This is a genomic window from Enterobacter sp. BIDMC 27 (assembly GCF_000534415.1).
Classification (GTDB): domain Bacteria; phylum Pseudomonadota; class Gammaproteobacteria; order Enterobacterales; family Enterobacteriaceae; genus Enterobacter; species Enterobacter hormaechei_C.
This window is the reverse complement of sequence record NZ_KI973178.1, coordinates 563,604-580,122: the sequence shown is the minus strand read 5'-3', so window position 1 is coordinate 580,122 and position 16,519 is coordinate 563,604. Positions and strand designations below refer to the sequence as shown.

11 protein-coding genes and 1 rRNA gene are annotated in these 16,519 nt (G+C 56.7%); 9 read left to right on the top strand and 3 right to left on the bottom strand.

Features of this window, described 5'->3' with window-relative positions:
- Positions 1-56 precede the first annotated feature (56 nt).
- The 3 genes from rrf (at position 57) to birA (ending at position 2,294) form a co-directional block, all read left to right on the top strand.
- Positions 57-172 (top strand): 5S ribosomal RNA (rrf, locus tag L463_RS19650).
- Positions 173-306: 134 nt separating this feature from the next.
- The gene (gene murB / locus L463_RS19655; RefSeq protein WP_032104371.1) at positions 307-1,335 is read left to right on the top strand and encodes a UDP-N-acetylmuramate dehydrogenase; all 1,029 of its coding nucleotides are present in this window, start codon (positions 307-309) and stop codon (positions 1,333-1,335) included.
- Entirely contained in the window at positions 1,332-2,294 is a 963-nt protein-coding gene (gene birA / locus L463_RS19660; protein ID WP_017384195.1) for a bifunctional biotin--[acetyl-CoA-carboxylase] ligase/biotin operon repressor BirA, read from the top strand. Before murB ends, birA begins: the two co-directional genes overlap by 4 nt.
- A 35-nt stretch (positions 2,295-2,329) precedes the next feature.
- Here birA and bcsG read toward each other — a convergent pair whose 3' ends face one another.
- Genes bcsG through bcsE form a run of 3 tightly spaced genes read right to left on the bottom strand, consistent with a single transcriptional unit; the run spans position 2,330 to position 5,755 of the window.
- Entirely contained in the window at positions 2,330-4,009 is a 1,680-nt protein-coding gene (bcsG, locus tag L463_RS19665; protein ID WP_017693804.1) for a cellulose biosynthesis protein BcsG, read from the bottom strand.
- On the bottom strand, positions 4,002-4,196 hold the full coding sequence (gene bcsF / locus L463_RS19670) for a cellulose biosynthesis protein BcsF (RefSeq protein ID WP_017384193.1): 195 nt from the start codon (positions 4,194-4,196) through the stop codon (positions 4,002-4,004). The genes bcsG and bcsF overlap by 8 nt, the downstream gene beginning before the upstream one ends.
- Positions 4,193-5,755, bottom strand: coding sequence for a cellulose biosynthesis c-di-GMP-binding protein BcsE (gene bcsE, locus L463_RS19675; protein WP_032104373.1), 1,563 nt, complete (start codon positions 5,753-5,755; stop codon positions 4,193-4,195). The genes bcsF and bcsE overlap by 4 nt, the downstream gene beginning before the upstream one ends.
- Positions 5,756-5,929: 174 nt before the next feature.
- Here bcsE and bcsR point away from each other — a divergent pair, with 174 nt between their 5' ends.
- The 6 genes from bcsR to bcsC are packed head-to-tail and all read left to right on the top strand — an operon-like array spanning position 5,930 to position 16,505.
- Positions 5,930-6,118: a cellulose biosynthesis protein BcsR gene (bcsR, locus tag L463_RS19680; protein WP_003861175.1), complete on the top strand. Its 189-nt coding sequence runs from the start codon at positions 5,930-5,932 to the stop codon at positions 6,116-6,118.
- Positions 6,119-6,129: 11 nt separating this feature from the next.
- Positions 6,130-6,882, top strand: coding sequence for a cellulose biosynthesis protein BcsQ (gene bcsQ, locus L463_RS19685; protein ID WP_003861177.1), 753 nt, complete (start codon positions 6,130-6,132; stop codon positions 6,880-6,882).
- Positions 6,879-9,494, top strand: coding sequence for a UDP-forming cellulose synthase catalytic subunit (gene bcsA, locus L463_RS19690; RefSeq protein ID WP_032104374.1), 2,616 nt, complete (start codon positions 6,879-6,881; stop codon positions 9,492-9,494). The genes bcsQ and bcsA overlap by 4 nt, the downstream gene beginning before the upstream one ends.
- Before the next feature lie 10 nt (positions 9,495-9,504).
- Complete coding sequence (gene bcsB / locus L463_RS19695; protein ID WP_071993128.1) at positions 9,505-11,928, top strand: cellulose biosynthesis cyclic di-GMP-binding regulatory protein BcsB; 2,424 nt, start codon at positions 9,505-9,507, stop codon at positions 11,926-11,928.
- 6 nt (positions 11,929-11,934) lie between these two features.
- A complete protein-coding gene (gene bcsZ, locus L463_RS19700; protein WP_032104377.1) occupies positions 11,935-13,041 on the top strand; it encodes a cellulose synthase complex periplasmic endoglucanase BcsZ in 1,107 nt (368 codons plus the stop codon).
- Positions 13,023-16,505 carry a cellulose synthase complex outer membrane protein BcsC gene (gene bcsC, locus L463_RS19705; RefSeq protein WP_032104379.1) on the top strand — a complete coding sequence of 1,161 codons (3,483 nt, stop codon included), beginning with the start codon at positions 13,023-13,025 and terminating at the stop codon, positions 16,503-16,505. Before bcsZ ends, bcsC begins: the two co-directional genes overlap by 19 nt.
- Positions 16,506-16,519 lie beyond the last annotated feature (14 nt).

Genomic DNA, 16,519 nt, shown 5'->3' with positions numbered 1-16,519 from the left:
GCTGTTTTGGCGAAGAGACAGAAGATTTTCAGCCTGATACAGATTAACAGAATTTGCCTGGCGGCTTTAGCGCGGTGGTCCCACCTGACCCCATGCCGAACTCAGAAGTGAAACGCCGTAGCGCCGATGGTAGTGTGGGGTCTCCCCATGTGAGAGTAGGGAACTGCCAGGCATCAATCAAGTGAAGAGGCCATCCGGAAGGATGGCCTTTTTGCGTTTCTGCACCTGCTTCCTTTCCATAAACAAATCACCTATCCCCCCATATATACGGTAAACTATCCCGGTTTTTGCATCAGGATAGCGTCTATGAATCACTCCCTTAAGCCCTGGAATACCTTTGGTATTCAACGGAATGCTAATCAAATTGTACGTGCCGACAGTGCTCAGCAGTTGCTGAATGCATGGCAAAACGCAACAGAAAACGGTGAACCCGTACTTATTCTGGGCGAAGGAAGTAATGTCCTGTTTCTCGATGATTTTGCGGGGACGGTAATCGTCAATCGCATCATGGGGATTGAGCGTAAAGAGAGCGCTGACAGCTGGCATTTACACGTGGGTGCTGGCGAGAACTGGCATCATCTGGTGCAATATACCCTTGAAAAAGGGATGCCAGGGCTGGAAAACCTGGCTCTGATCCCGGGCTGTGCAGGATCATCTCCTATTCAAAACATCGGTGCCTACGGCATCGAACTGAAACACGTCTGCGAATATGTCGACTGCATCGAACTCGCGACCGGAAATGCTCAACGCTTAACCGCAGAGCAGTGCCGCTTTGGCTATCGCGACAGCATTTTCAAGCACGACTATCAGGATCGTTTCGTCATTGTGGCCGTTGGCCTGCGCCTGGCGAAAGCCTGGAAACCCGTTCTGACTTACGGCGATCTGACCCGTCTCGACCCGGCTACCGTCACACCGCGTGAGGTATTTGATTCCGTTTGCCACATGCGAATGACCAAGCTCCCGGACCCGAAAGTAAACGGAAATGCGGGAAGTTTCTTCAAAAACCCGGTGATCAGCAGCGAAAATGCAAAAGCGTTTCTCGCCGGCTGGCCAACGGCCCCGCATTATCCTCAGGCGGATGGTAGCGTGAAGCTGGCCGCAGGCTGGCTTATCGATCAGTGTGAATTAAAAGGTACGACTCTTGGTGGCGCTGCTGTTCATCGTCAGCAGGCGCTGGTACTGATCAACCAGTCCAACGCGACAAGTGAGGATATCGTCAACCTGGCGCATCATGTTCGCCAGCGCGTGGGCGAAAAATTCAACGTCTGGCTGGAGCCTGAAGTTCGCTTTATTGGCCGAACGGGCGAAGTGAATGCCGTGGAGACCATTGCGTGAAGGACAATACTATTCCGTTAACTCTCATCGGTATCCTTGCCGATGGCGAGTTTCATTCTGGCGAGCAGCTGGGCGAACAGCTGGGCATGAGCCGTGCTGCGATCAATAAGCATATTCAAACGCTCCGCGACTGGGGCGTGGATGTGTTTACGGTGCCGGGAAAAGGCTACAGCCTGCCGGAACCGATCCAGTTACTGAATGAAGAGGTCATCCGCAGCCAGATTGGGCACGGTAACGTCGCGGTATTGCCGGTCATTGATTCGACGAACCAGTATCTGCTGGATCGCCTGAGCGAGCTGAAATCCGGTGATGCCTGCGTTGCCGAGTATCAACAGGCAGGACGTGGCCGCCGGGGGCGTAAGTGGTTCTCACCATTTGGCGCCAACCTCTACCTTTCCATGTACTGGCGGCTTGAACAGGGGCCAGCTGCGGCCATCGGGCTGAGCCTGGTCATCGGCATTGTGATGGCAGAGGTGCTGCACGATCTGGGTGCCGATCAGGTGCGGGTAAAATGGCCCAACGATCTGTATCTCAACGATCGAAAGCTGGCGGGGATCCTGGTTGAATTGACGGGAAAAACAGGCGATGCCGCACAGATCGTCATTGGGGCGGGACTGAACATGGTGATGCGAAACGTGCAGAACGATGTCGTGAACCAGGCCTGGACCAACTTGCAGGAAGCGGGGATCACCATCGATCGCAATACGCTTGCCGTCCGCATGATCAATGAGTTGCGTAGTTCGCTGACGCTCTTTGAACAAGAGGGGTTAGCGCCATTCCTGTCCCGCTGGGAAAAGCTGGATAACTTTATTAACCGACCGGTGAAGCTGCTGATTGGAGATAAAGAGATTTACGGCACATCACGCGGCATTGACGCGCAGGGCGCGTTGCTTCTTGAACAGGATGGCGTGATTAAGCCCTGGGTGGGCGGTGAAATTTCGTTACGAAGTGCGGAGTAACCCTCTCCCCACAGGGGAGAGGGTGTAGCAGGTCATCACTGCGGATACGGCACCCAATCCCCGGCATTCAGTCGGACATAAGGCTTATTCTGATACTGGATCACCACCGCATTGGCGTTTTCCGATACCTCCGCCGTCTGCGGCAGCCCGCTGGTGAGCTGATCCCAGTTCACGCTATCTTCCACAAACAGCTTACCGTCTACAGCGCGAGCAACCAGTTCCGAGATAGCCAGATAGCTGCTTGGCTGGGTGATTTCAATGGGCGCTCCCTGATGCGGCGCCTTCATGCCAAAGAACTTAATCCCGGCCGGAACGTTAGTGATGGACGGGCTTGGGATATCGCGCAGACCAGACACCTGCATCCTGTCGCCTTTCAGCGCCCCTCCGTGTTCTGGTACCACCACCACCATCACTTTGCGACCTGATTTTTCCAGCTCGTTGAAGAACGCGTTTAGCTCGTCAAAGAACTTCTGAGCACGGGCCTTATAATCGGCCGTTTTACTCACGCCGGGATAATGGTTCCCGTCGTGCAGCGGCAGCGTGTTATAGAACGTCGCACTACGTGTCCCTTCCTCTTTGCCGACGGTATCTAACCAGCGCTGAAGCACGGCGGTATCGTCATAGACCGGCGAGCCATCAAAGCCCAGCAACGTTACCGGCAGCCCTTTCTGGTCCATCAGCGGGGCCTGCATGCCACCCTGTTCACGCACTTCTTTCAGGAAGTTACCGAACTGACCGTTATGGCCCATCATCAGGTGCTGGGTAAAGCCCAGTTTTGCGAGGTTATCAAACAGATAACACTGGTTAGCTGCCGGCTGGTAGAGGTTCTTATGTGAAGGCTGTCCGCAGCTGGCGCGCAGCAGGCGGATAGCCGCCGGGCCGCTGTACGACGTGGCCGAGTTGAAGTCCTTAAACTGAATATCGAAATGCGACCACAGCGGGTGCGACATCAAACCAGCCGCGTCAACGTCAGCCCAGGACAGAGAACAGATGTTAATGACCAGCAGCTCAAACGGCTGAGCATCGGCAGGCAGCGCGTCCGGGAATTTCGTCTGACGCTTATCTTCCGCAGCGTAAAAACTGGAGAGCCACGCGTTCAGGTTAGTGGATGTCGGCGGTGCAGTCTGCGCAGGAATATCCCCAACCACAGGCGTATCCCCTGCTGTCGCAACGGTCGCGGCGGCGGAACCGCCCGTGGTGGTCACGGTTGTCGTCGGCTGACCGGCTGGCCACAGCGAGAAGCTCGGGCCCGTCAGTGTCAGGACGTTAAGCCAGATCATAATCGCGACGACAAACACCGTCACCCGGATCCACTGAGACAGGAACAGCCAGGCGACCAGCAGGACAAATACCGCGCCAATCATCTGCCAGTTAATAAAGCGCTCAACCAGATCGAGCATATAGTCCGCACTGAAACCTGCGACCTGGGAGCCCTGGCTCATGATGCTTTCAGGGCCGGGCAGCCAGGTATCATGCCAGAACAGGGCGAAACCGATGGGGATAGCGACCCAGTGACGTATACGGTGCAGCCTGAAGTTCGGGATTGGCATCAGCAGGAATGCCATAAACACCAGGTTAAGCAGAGGGTGGAAATTAAGATAGCCTGCCCACAGCAGACCAAACTTCACCAGAAAGTAGAAATTCCAGCCGGACAGGCCGCGCCAGTATTGCCAGAGTGGCGAGGGCGCCGAAGAGGTATAGGTAGAATTAGTCATGTTTTCGGTTTGCCTTGACGTTCGGAGCGCGAGTCAGTGTTCCGGCGGGTTTAATATAGCGAGGTTTGACGAACAGTAATCTGATCGTATCGCGAATACGGCGCAGGGAATGGCGTGCATAGTAGCCAAGCGGCAAAAAAATCAGCGCGCACAGAACAACCAGTTGGATGATATCGCTGATATTCATAATGGCGCGCTCTCCTTGTTCTCATCCAGTAAGCGTAGCGGCTCGGGTACCCGTCGCCAGACATGCCCGTCATGTTTCGCGTTCAGAACCGGTTTGGCGCCGCTTGTGACAGGCAACGGTTTGGCCCACTTTTCAGGTGGCAGGGCACGCATCTGGACAAGCTCAGCCGCGATCAGGTTATCTTCAAACCAGACCATACGGTTCGAGAAGATATCCGCGGTAGGAAGCGGGAAGATATGGTTAAGCGCAGTATCCAGATCGTTCACCCGGCAGAAGGAGAGGAACAGCACCAGGCGGTTATCGCCAATGGTCATGATGTCCCCGATACGGTTAGGGCGGCACAGAGTGAGCGCCTGCTCAACGCGAATACCCGGCACGGGGCGCAGGGCAACCATCACCCCTTTTCCGTCTGCCGGTAACAGCGTATTGCTCATCATGTTGCCCACCGCATCGCAGAAGGTGTCCCATTTCTGGTAGCCGCGTAGTTTCATCGGCTGCGTCATTGAAAGCAGGGTGCTGATATCTTCCGGAACATGTCGATTAAACTGCTGGCCCTGGATGCTTTCGATCAGCGTCAGACAGCGCGACAGGGGAGCATTCCACGGAATGACCATATTCGCGCCGCAGCCCAGTAATAAGCGCTCATCGGTGGCGCGCAGGCTGGTATTATTTTCACGCACCACAATTTTTAACGCGCTGCCGCGCTGGCGACGTAATGTGTGAATGTGCCTTGCCAGCGTTTCGATTTGGTTATTCTGGATCAACGAGAAGATAATGGTCGCCGCCTGCGTGGTGCGCGCCTCATCAAATAAGGCTTCATTGGTATCGAACAGTGACCAGTGCTCAGACAGTGCAGGCGCACCTTCCAGTACCGCAATATGGCTCAGAACGCGTTTTTCATCACTGCGTGGCTGAACTACTGTTTCTTCTTGTTGAGCAAGATGCCACTCATCCCCGACTTGTTTGAGTGTAAGTTGTTGTCGGGAGCTCACCCCTTTTTCATTGCACCAGAAAGCCACGTCGTAAAGATGGCTGTCGGTCTGGACACGAATACTGGCCAGGCCATAGAGAGAACGGTATTCACTCATTAAAAGTGAAAAAAGCTTGTCATTATTACTGCCTGGGTTAACAACCAATAAGGTGCAATTTTGATTTTTTGCCCATCTGTTGATTCTTCCCAGCCATTTCAGCAGTTTTGCAGACGGGATATTTTGCAGGCCGTTATTAGAGCATTTTAGAATCAGTAAATAGTGTTCAGGAACAATAGAACACTGAATATCGCGGGGTAAAAAGTATAGACTGTCAGCCTCCGCAGGCATGGAAAATAATCGTACTGTCTGGGGTCCACGGTCACTGTCGAGCCTGATGATTGACTTCGGCTCTTCGCCCATCGTAATGACGGCCACGCGGGAATCCTTCCCCTGCGCCGCTATCGTCTGGTTTACCAGACTGATGGCATCTTCATCACGATCCGTATTAACCCACCAGACTCCTCCGACTGGCATGTGGCGCAATTCGTCCCATAATGACTGGATGCCAATAGAAAATATGGAGTCCACGGTGTCCCTCTTTTCGTCGAATTTCTATGTCTCTCAGTTTACTAGCGAAAGCGTAGAAATAAACCTAACATTGAAATTAAAGAACATCAGATTTAGCATGTAAATGAAATTTAATGGGCAGGACGCCTCGCTGCATCTGAATCTTATGATTTTACTCAAAGGGATGAAAAAAGAATGCAAAATAACGAACCCGCAACCCCAGTCGACTCAAGTCTGGGTTACACATTCCAGAACGATTTTTTGGCACTCACGCAGGCTTTTTCTTTGCCTGAAATAGATTACACCGATATTTCCCAGCGTGAACAGTTGGCGGCGGCTATTAAACGTTGGCCGTTATTAGCTGAGTTTGCCCAACAACAATAAGGAAGCCATTGATGGCTGTACTAGGATTACAGGGCGTCCGTGGTGGGGTGGGTACAACTTCCGTTACCGCGGCGCTGGCGTGGTCATTGCAGGTATTAGGTGAATCGGTACTGGTCATTGATGCCTGTTCCGATAATTTGCTGCGCATGTCATTCAATGTCGACTTTACGCATGCAAACGGCTGGGGACGCGCGCTTCTGGACGATAAAGACTGGCGGGATGCGGGTTTGCGTTATACCTCCCAGCTCGATTTGCTTCCCTTTGGTCAATTGACCGAAACCGAGCGCGGGAATGAAGCCGCGTACCAGCGCCTGTTCTCTCGCTTCATCACCGCATTGCAGAGCCTGAAAGAGAGCGGGCACTATCAGTGGATCCTACTGGACCTGCCGCACGGTGCCGCGTCGCTGACCCGCCAGCTGCTGGCGCAGTGCGACCATGTGCTCTCCATCGCGAACGTAGATGCGAATTGTCATATCCGTCTGCATCAGCAACCGATGCCTGCCAATGCCCATATTCTGATCAACGATCTGCGCATTGGCAGCCAGATCCAGGACGATCTCTACCAGGTCTGGCTCCAGAGTCAGCGCCGCCTGTTGCCGATGGTGATCCATCGTGACGAAGCGATGGCGGAGTGCCTCGCGTCCAAACAACCTCTCGGGGAGTACCGTAGCGATTCACTGGCGGCGGAAGAGATCCTGACGCTGGCAAACTGGTGTCTGCTGCACTTTGCTAAACGGCCGGAGCCTGCCGGGAGTTCAGTATGAGCCGCCTGACTAACTGGCTGCTCATTCCGCCGGTCAGTTCGCGCTTAAGTGAACGCTACCGCCATTACCGTCATCACGGCGCTTCGTCGCTGAGCGCTGCGCTGGGTTGTTTCTGGATGATTCTGGCGTGGATGTTCATCCCCCTCGAACATCCCCGCTGGCAAATTATTCGTGCGCGCCACGGTGAACTCTATCCGCATATCAACCCGGACAAGCCGCGTCCGCTGGATCCCGCGCGCTACGCTATTCAGTCCATCTGGCTACTGGCGACCTCAACGGGTGGAGAGAAAAAAACATCCCGCTGGCGCAGCTTCGATCGTGTGCAGAACTTACGTGAACACTACCACCAGTGGCTTGACCGGCTACCTGACCGGGTGGGCGACAAAACGGGTCATTTAGATAACCACAAAGAGCTCGGGCACCTACACCCGGGCTTGCGGCGTTTTATTCTCGGCGTGGTTGTGGTGTTCTCGCTGATTCTTGCGCTGGTCTGTATTACCCAGCCCTTCAACCCGCTGGCGCAGTTCACCTTCCTGATCCTGCTGTGGGGCGTGGCGCTGCTGGTGCGGCGCATACCAGGGCGTTTTTCTGCCCTGATGCTGATTGTGCTATCGCTGACCGTTTCCTGCCGCTACATCTGGTGGCGATATACCTCAACGCTGAACTGGGACGATCCGGTCAGCCTGGTGTGCGGCTTAGTGCTGCTGTTTGCTGAGACTTACGCCTGGATCGTGCTGGTGCTGGGTTACTTCCAGGTTATCTGGCCGCTGAATCGACAGCCGGTGCCGCTGCCAAAAGACACGACCCAGTGGCCTACAGTTGACCTTTTCGTGCCGACCTACAACGAAGAACTGTCGGTGGTAAAAAACACCATTTACGCCGCGCTGGGTATCGACTGGCCGAAGGATAAAATCAAAATCTGGATCCTCGATGACGGTGGCCGCGCCGAGTTCCGCCAGTTCGCGGACGAAGTGGGGGTAGAGTACATCGCCCGTACCACGCATGAACACGCGAAAGCCGGTAACATCAACAATGCGCTGAAATATGCCAAAGGGGAGTTCGTCTCTATTTTCGACTGCGACCACGTGCCAACGCGCTCGTTCCTGCAAATGACCATGGGCTGGTTCCTGAAGGAGAAAGAGCTGGCGATGATGCAGACGCCGCACCACTTCTTCTCGCCGGACCCGTTTGAACGTAACCTCGGCCGTTTTCGTAAAACCCCGAACGAGGGCACGCTGTTCTATGGACTCGTGCAGGACGGGAACGACATGTGGGACGCCACGTTTTTCTGCGGCTCCTGTGCGGTGATCCGCCGGAAACCGCTGGATGAAATTGGCGGGATCGCCGTCGAGACGGTCACGGAAGATGCGCACACCTCGCTGCGTCTGCACCGTCTTGGCTATACCTCCGCCTACATGCGTATTCCTCAGGCGGCGGGGCTGGCCACGGAATCCCTGTCGGCGCACATCGGCCAGCGTATTCGCTGGGCCCGCGGCATGGTGCAAATTTTCAGGCTCGATAACCCGCTGATGGGTAAAGGGCTGAAGCTGGCGCAACGGCTGTGCTACGTCAACGCCATGTTCCACTTCCTGTCCGGTATTCCACGGCTTATCTTCCTCACTGCGCCGCTGGCGTTCCTGCTCCTTCACGCTTACATCATCTATGCGCCTGCGCTGATGATTGCCTTGTTCGTTCTGCCGCACATGATCCACGCCAGCCTGACGAACTCGAAGATTCAGGGGAAATATCGCCACTCCTTCTGGAGTGAAATTTACGAAACGGTGCTGGCCTGGTACATCGCGCCGCCAACCATGGTGGCGCTGATTAACCCGCATAAAGGGAAATTCAACGTCACCGCGAAGGGCGGGCTGGTGGAAGAGGAATATGTCGACTGGGTGATCTCCCGGCCCTATATCTTCCTGGTGCTGCTGAATATTGTGGGCGTGATTGTTGGGATCTGGCGCTACTTCTACGGCCCGGAAAACGAAATTCTGACGGTCTTCGTGAGTATGGCGTGGGTGTTTTATAACCTGATTATCCTCGGTGGCGCGGTGGCGGTATCGGTGGAGAGCAAACAGGTTCGCCGCGCGCATCGCGTCGAAATCAGCATGCCAGCGGCCATTGCCCGCGACGATGGACATCTCTTCTCCTGTACCGTACATGACTTTTCGGATGGCGGTCTGGGTATCAAGATCAACGGTCAGGCGAAGGTGCTGGAGGGGCAGAAGGTCAACCTACTGCTTAAGCGCGGCCAGCAGGAGTATGTCTTCCCGACGCAGGTGGTGCGTGTGAGAGGAAATGAAGTGGGTCTGCAACTGATGCCGCTGACCAAAAAGCAACACATTGATTTTGTGCAGTGTACGTTTGCCCGCGCGGATACGTGGGCTCTCTGGCAGGACAGCTTCCCTGAGGATAAGCCTCTGGAAAGCCTGCTGGATATTCTTAAGCTGGGGTTCCGTGGCTATCGTCACCTTGCAGAATTTGCCCCGTCGTCGGTGAAATTAATTTTCCGGTCACTTACTTCACTGGTTTCCTGGGTCGTGTCGTTCATTCCGCGTCGACCTGAGCGAGATGAAGCGAAGCAGGCGGACCCGGTTATGGCTCAACAATGATGATAACGCGATGAAAACAAAACTTTCCTGGTTATGTGCAGTGGCAATGGGGATGAGTGCGCTCCCTGCAACAGTGGCTAACGCAGCGCCTGATAACGCAGCGGCCACGCCCGCGCCAACGGTGCCTGTCGTCGCGCAAGCGACCGATCCGGTTGTGACGGCCGCGCCGGGGCAGACGGAAAACGTCGTCCCGAATCAGCCGACGACGGGGAATACGCTGCCCGCCGACAACCCGGTGGTTGGGCAGGTCATGCCTGGCGTGCCGGGAGCCAGTGCGCCGGTGGTTGCCGAAAATACGCCGTCGCGTGACGTTAAGCTGACGTTTGCCCAGATCGCGCCTCCTCCGGGCAGCATGGTTCTGCGCGGCATCAACCCAAATGGCGGTATCGAATTCGGTATGCGCAGCGATGAAGTCGTGTCGAAAGCGATGCTCAACCTGGAATACACCCCATCGCCGTCGCTGCTGCCGGTGCAGTCCCAGCTTAAGGTCTATCTGAATGACGAGCTGATGGACGTCCTGCCCGTCACCAAAGAGCAACTGGGTAAGAAAACCCTGGCTCAGGTGCCGATTAATCCGCTGTTTATCACCGACTTTAACCGCGTGCGTCTGGAGTTTGTCGGCCACTACCGCGATGTCTGTGAAAACCCGGCCAGCAGCACCCTGTGGCTGGATGTCGGGCGTAACTCTTCGCTTCAGATGACCTATCAGCCGCTGGCGTTGAAAAACGATCTCTCCGCCTTCCCGGTGCCGTTCTTCGACCCGCGTGATAACCGTCCGCTGAACCTGCCGATGGTCTTTGCCGGCTCTCCCGATGTGACCGAACAGCTGGCGGCCTCTATCGTGGCATCCTGGTTTGGTTCCCGCTCCGGCTGGCGTGGTCAAAGTTTCCCGGTCATGTACGACAAAATGCCGGACAAAAACGCGATCGTGTTTGCCACCAACACCAAACGTCCGGCTTTCCTGCGTGACCATCCGGAGGTGAAAGCGCCCACCATCGAGATGATCAGCCATCCGGACAATCCGTACGTGAAGCTGTTGGTGATCTTCGGCCGTGATGACAAAGATCTGGTGCAGGCGGCGAAAGGCATTGCGCAGGGGAATATCCTGTTCCGCGGTAACAGCGTTGTGGTGGACGAGGTGAAACCGCTGCTGGCACGTAAGCCTTATGATGCGCCGAACTGGGTACGTACCGACCGGGCCATCACCTTTGGCGAACTGAAAACCTATGAAGAGCAATTGCAGTCAACCGGGCTTGAACCTTCTCCTGTCAGCCTGTCGCTGAACCTGCCGCCGGATCTCTATCTGCTGCGCACCAACGGCATTGATATCAATCTGAACTACCGTTACACCGCGCCGGCGACCAAAGACAGCTCGCGCATGGATATCAGCCTCAACAACCAGTTCCTGCAATCGTTCAGCCTGACCAGCAGCCAGGAGACAAACCGGTTGATGCTTCGTCTGCCTGTATTACAGGGGCTGCTGGATGGCAAAACCGATGTGTCGATCCCGGCGCTGAAGCTCGGTGCGGTGAACCAGCTGCGGTTTAACTTCCAGTATATGAACCCCATGCCGGGTGGATCGGTGGAAAACTGTATTACCTTCCAGCCGGTGCAAAACCACGTGGTGATTGGCGATGATTCCACGATCGACTTCTCGAAGTATTACCACTTTATTGCGATGCCGGATCTGCGTGCCTTTGCTAACGCCAGCTTCCCGTTCAGCCGCATGGCAGACCTCTCTGAATCGATTGTCGTGATGCCAAAAGCGGCCAACGAAGGCCAGGTTACCACGCTGCTGGACACCATGGGCACCGTCGGGGCGCAAACCGGCTTGCCGGCGATCAACGTGACGGTGACGGATGACGGGAGCCAGATCCAGAACAAAGATGCCGATATCATGGTCATCGGCAACATTCCGGACAAGCTGAAAGACGAGAAGCGCGTCGATCTGCTGGTGCAGGCGGCTCAGTCGTGGGTTAACACGCCGCTGCGTCAGACCGAGTTCCCGAGCATCATGCCGGACAGCGGCGATCGTCAGGCCAATATCAGGACGACCGTAAGCTCAACGGGTCCGATGGCCGCGATTGTCGGCTTCCAGTCGCCGTATAACGACCAGCGCAGCGTTATCGCCCTGCTGGCGGACAGCCCGCGCGGGTATGAGCTACTCAACACGGCCATGAACGACAGCGGTAAACGGGCGGCAATGTTCGGTTCCGTCTCGGTGATCCGTGAGTCGGGGGTAAACAGCCTGCGCGTGGGGGATGTCTACTACGTCGGTCATCTGCCGTGGTTCGAACGCCTGTGGTACGCCCTGTCTAACCACCCGGTGTTGCTGGCCGTGCTGGCTGCGCTCAGCGTTGTACTGCTGGCGTGGGTACTGTGGCGTCTGCTGCGAATCATCAGCCGTCGTCGTCTTAACCCGGACCATGAGTAAGCGGTGATGAAAATCTTTCGCGGGTGTGTAGTCGCAGCGTTGATGCTGGCGGCGGCGAATCTTCACGCCGCCTGTCGCTGGCCTGCCTGGGAGACGTTCAAGCAGGATTATATGAGCGAAAGTGGACGCGTCATTGATCCCAGTGACGCGCGCAAAATCACCACCTCCGAAGGGCAAAGCTACGGACTGTTCTTTGCCCTCGCGGCAAACGATCACAAGGCGTTCGATCTGCTGCTGGCATGGACGCGCGATAACCTTGCCGAGGGAGATTTAACCCAACATCTCCCGGCCTGGCTGTGGGGGAAAAAGGACGACGAAACCTGGGCGGTTATCGACCCTAACTCCGCGTCTGATGCCGATATCTGGATTGCCTGGTCGCTGCTGGAAGCCGGGCGGCTGTGGAAAAATCCCGATTACACGCGCACGGGTAAGGCGCTGTTGACGCGCATTGCCAGTGAGGAAGTGGTGAAGGTGCCGGGGCTGGGTTCTATGCTGCTGCCGGGTAAAGTCGGTTTTGCCGAAGAGAGCGTCTGGCGCTTCAACCCCAGCTACCTGCCGCCGCAGCTTGCGAGCTATTTCACCCGTTTTGGCGCGCCGTGGACGACGCTCCGTGAAACCAACCTGCGTCTGCTGCTGGAGACCGCGCCTAAAGGATTTTCCCCGAACTGGGTGAAATACCAGAAAAAGGGCGGCTGGCAGCTGTCGCAGGATGCATCCCTGATCGGCAGCTACGATGCGATTCGCGTCTATCTGTGGGTAGGGATGATGAACGATAACGATCCGCAGAAAGCCCGGCTACTGGCGCGTTTCAAGCCCATGGCGACCACCACAATCAAACAAGGCTTGCCGCCGGAGAAAGTGGACGTCGCGACCGGGAAACGCACCGGAGATGGGCCGGTAGGGTTTTCTGCCTCCCTCCTTCCGTTTTTACAAAACCGGGACGCGCAAGCGGTGCAACGCCAGCACGTCGCCGATCGTTTTCCCGATAACAATGCTTATTACAGCTACGTTCTGACCCTCTTTGGACAAGGGTGGGATCAGCATCGTTTTCGTTTCACCGTGCAAGGTGAATTACTACCGGACTGGGGCCAGGAATGCGCACGTTCACACTGAATCTACTCACCTTATCGCTTGGCCTGGCGCTAATGCCCCTGGCCCTGGCCGCCAACTCCCCGCAGCAGAGACAGCTGCTGGAACAGGTCCGTCTGGGGGAATCCACCCAGCGTGAGGATTTAGTGCGCCAGTCGCTCTATCGCCTTGAGCTGATCGACCCCAACAACCCGGACGTGATTGCCGCGCGCTTCCGCTACCTGTTACGACAGGGCGATACGGCGGGCGCGCAAAAAGAGCTGGATCGCCTGAAAGGAATGGCGCCCGATTCCAGTGCCTATCAGTCCTCCCGTACTACCATGCTGCTCTCCACGCCGGATGGTCGCCAGGCCCTCCAGCAGGCTCGCCTGCTTGCCACCACCGGGCACACCCAGGAAGCCATTGCCGCGTATGACAAACTGTTTGACGGTAAGCCGCCCAGTGGCGACATCGCGACGGAGTACTGGAACGTGGTGGCGAAAGAGCCAGCCCGCCGCAACCTGGCCATTAATCAGCTTAAGAAAATAAACGCCAGCAGTCCGGGCAACGTCCCGCTAAAGTCCTCGCTGGCACAGCTTTTGTTCCAGAGCGGACGGCGTGATGAAGGGTTTGCGGTGTTACAGGAGATGGCCAAATCGAACAATGGCCGCAGTCAGGCGTCGGACATGTGGTACCAGCAGATCAAAGATCAGCCGGCCAGCAGCGCCAGCGTTACCGCGCTGCAACAATACCTGAGCGTGTTCAGCGATGGCGATAACGTGACGGCGGCGCGCGCCCAGCTTGAAGCGCAGCAAAAACAGCTCGCCGATCCGGCGTTCCGCGCCAAAGCCGAAGGGTTAGCCGCAGTGGATGCCGGGCAGGGCAGTAAAGCGGTAACGGAGTTGCAAAAAGCAGTCAGCGCCAACCACGCCGACAGTGAAGCCGTAGGCGCGCTGGGGCAGGCCTATTCTCAGAAAGGCGATCGCGCGCGTGCGGTTGCGCAGTTTGAAAAGGCGATCGCCCTCGATCCGCAGAGCGATAACCGGGGCAAATGGGACAGCCTGCTGAAGGTCAACCGATACTGGCTGCTGATCCAGCAGGGGGATAACGCCCTGAAAGCCAACAATACGGCCCAGGCCGAACGCTATTACCAGCAGGCGCGCAATATCGACAATACCGACAGCTACGCGGTTCTGGGCCTCGGTGATGCGGCGGCGGCGCGCAAAGATAACGACGCGGCCGAGCGCTATTACCGCCAGGCGTTGCGGATGGACAGCGGCAACAGCAACGCGGTACGCGGTCTCGCCAATATTTATCGCGTGCAGTCTCCGGAGAAGGCGACGCAGTTTATTCAGTCGCTCTCTGCCAGCCAGCGCCGCAGCATTGATGATATTGAACGTAGCCTGACGAACGAGCAGTTGTCAGCCCAGGCCGAACAGCTGGAAAGCGAGGGGAAATATGCGCAGGCCGCAGAACTTCAGCGCCGACGCCTTGCGCTTTCCCCGGGCGACGTGTGGATCACCTACCGACTGTCACGCGATCTGTATAGCGCGGGTCAGCGCAGCCAGGCGGATAACCTGATGCGTCAGCTGGCAAGCCAGAAACCGGGCGATCCGGATCAGGTTTACGCCAGCGGGCTGTACCTGTCCGGTAACGATCAGGACCGGGCGGCGCTGGCGCATCTGAACACGCTGCCGCGCGACAAGTGGAACGGCAACATTCAGGCGCTGGCGGACCGCCTGCAAAGTAACCAGGTGCTGGAAACCGCCAACCGCCTGCGCGACAGTGGAAAAGAGCAGGAGGCGGAAACGTTGCTTCGCCAGCAGCCTCCGTCCACCCGTATCGACCTGACGCTGGCGGACTGGGCTGAACAGCGTGGCGATCATGAGGCCGCGAAAACCGCCTACAACACCGTCCTGCAACGCGAACCGCAGAACGAAGACGCGATCCTCGGCCTGACCGAGGTCTATCTTGCCCAGGACAACAAGGACGCGGCGCGCGCGGCGCTGGCGAAACTGCCCGCGGCACAGAACGGCGAACCGCTCTCCATCAATATGCAGCGCCGGCTTGCCATGGCGCAGGCTGGCCTGGGTGATCATGCCGCGGCAGAAAAGACCTTCAACGCCATTCTTCCGCAGGCCAAATCGCAGCCGCCTTCGATGGAAAGTGCGCTGGTGATGCGCGATGCCGCCCGTTTCCAGGCACAAAATGGTCAGCCTCAGCAGGCGCTGGACACCTGGAAAGATGCGATGGTCTCATCGGGCATCACAACGACCCGTCCGACCGATAACGACAGCTTTACGCGGCTCACGCGTAACGATGAGAAAGATGACTGGCTGAAGCGCGGCGTGCGCAGCGATGCAGGCGATCTTTATCGTCAGCAGGATCTGAACGTCACGCTGCAACACGACTACTGGGGGTCCAGCGGCACGGGGGGCTATTCCGACCTGAAAGCGCACACCACCATGCTCCAGGTTGATGCGCCGCTGTCGGATGGACGTATGTTCTTCCGTAGCGATCTGGTCAATATGAACGCCGGTTCCTTTGCCACCGATAACGGAACCTACGATCCGACATGGGGTACCTGCGCCGAAACGCCATGTCGCGGTAGCACAAACCAGTCGGCCAACGGCGCCAGCGTGGCCGTCGGCTGGCAGAACAAAACCTGGGCGTGGGATATCGGTACAACGCCGATGGGCTTCGACGTGGTCGATGTGGTGGGCAGCCTGAGCTATAGCAACGATTTAGGGCCGATTGGCTACACCCTGAACGCCCATCGCCGTCCGATTTCCAGCTCGGTGCTGGCCTTCGCCGGGCAAAAAGATCCCAATACCGACACCACCTGGGGCGGCGTGCGTGCCACCGGTGGCGGCGTGAGCATGAGCTACGACAAAGGCGAAGCTAACGGGATCTGGTCAAGCCTGAGTGCCGACAGCCTCACCGGGAAGAATGTCGAAGATAACTGGCGCGTCCGCTGGATGACCGGCTATTACTACAAGCTTATCAATCAGAACAACGAACGCCTGACGGTGGGCGTGTCCAACATGCTCTGGCATTACGATAAGGATTTAAGTGGCTATTCGCTGGGCCAGGGCGGTTACTACAGTCCCCAGGAGTATGTGTCGTTCGCCTTACCGGTGAACTGGCGTAAACGCACAGAGAACTGGTCATGGGAGCTGGGCGGCTCCGTCTCCTGGTCTCATTCAAAAACAAAAGATGTGATGCGTTATCCGTTACAGGGGCTGATCCCGGACAATGAGCCAGGCCGTTATACCGATAAAGGTGTGATGGAAACCGGAAGTAGCTCGTCAGGGACGGGTTATACCGCAAGGGCGATTGTTGAACGCCGCGTGACGTCCAACTGGTTTGTCGGTCTGGGCGTCGATATTCAGGAAGCAAAAGACTATACCCCGAGCCATGCGCTGCTCTACGTTCGGTATTCTGCCGCGGGCTGGCAGGGTGATATGGACTTACCACCGGAACCGCTGGTGCCTTATGCAGACTGGTGATCGGATTTTTTCTT

Coding starts and splice junctions, on each gene's coding strand:
- murB (WP_032104371.1), top strand. CDS start 307: ATGAATCACTCCCTTAAGCCCTGGAATACCTTTGGTATTCAACGGAAT.
- bcsZ (WP_032104377.1), top strand. CDS start 11,935: ATGAAAATCTTTCGCGGGTGTGTAGTCGCAGCGTTGATGCTGGCGGCG.
- bcsB (WP_071993128.1), top strand. CDS start 9,505: ATGAAAACAAAACTTTCCTGGTTATGTGCAGTGGCAATGGGGATGAGT.
- bcsC (WP_032104379.1), top strand. CDS start 13,023: ATGCGCACGTTCACACTGAATCTACTCACCTTATCGCTTGGCCTGGCG.
- bcsF (WP_017384193.1), bottom strand. CDS start 4,196: ATGAATATCAGCGATATCATCCAACTGGTTGTTCTGTGCGCGCTGATT.
- bcsG (WP_017693804.1), bottom strand. CDS start 4,009: ATGACTAATTCTACCTATACCTCTTCGGCGCCCTCGCCACTCTGGCAA.
- bcsQ (WP_003861177.1), top strand. CDS start 6,130: ATGGCTGTACTAGGATTACAGGGCGTCCGTGGTGGGGTGGGTACAACT.
- bcsA (WP_032104374.1), top strand. CDS start 6,879: ATGAGCCGCCTGACTAACTGGCTGCTCATTCCGCCGGTCAGTTCGCGC.
- bcsR (WP_003861175.1), top strand. CDS start 5,930: ATGCAAAATAACGAACCCGCAACCCCAGTCGACTCAAGTCTGGGTTAC.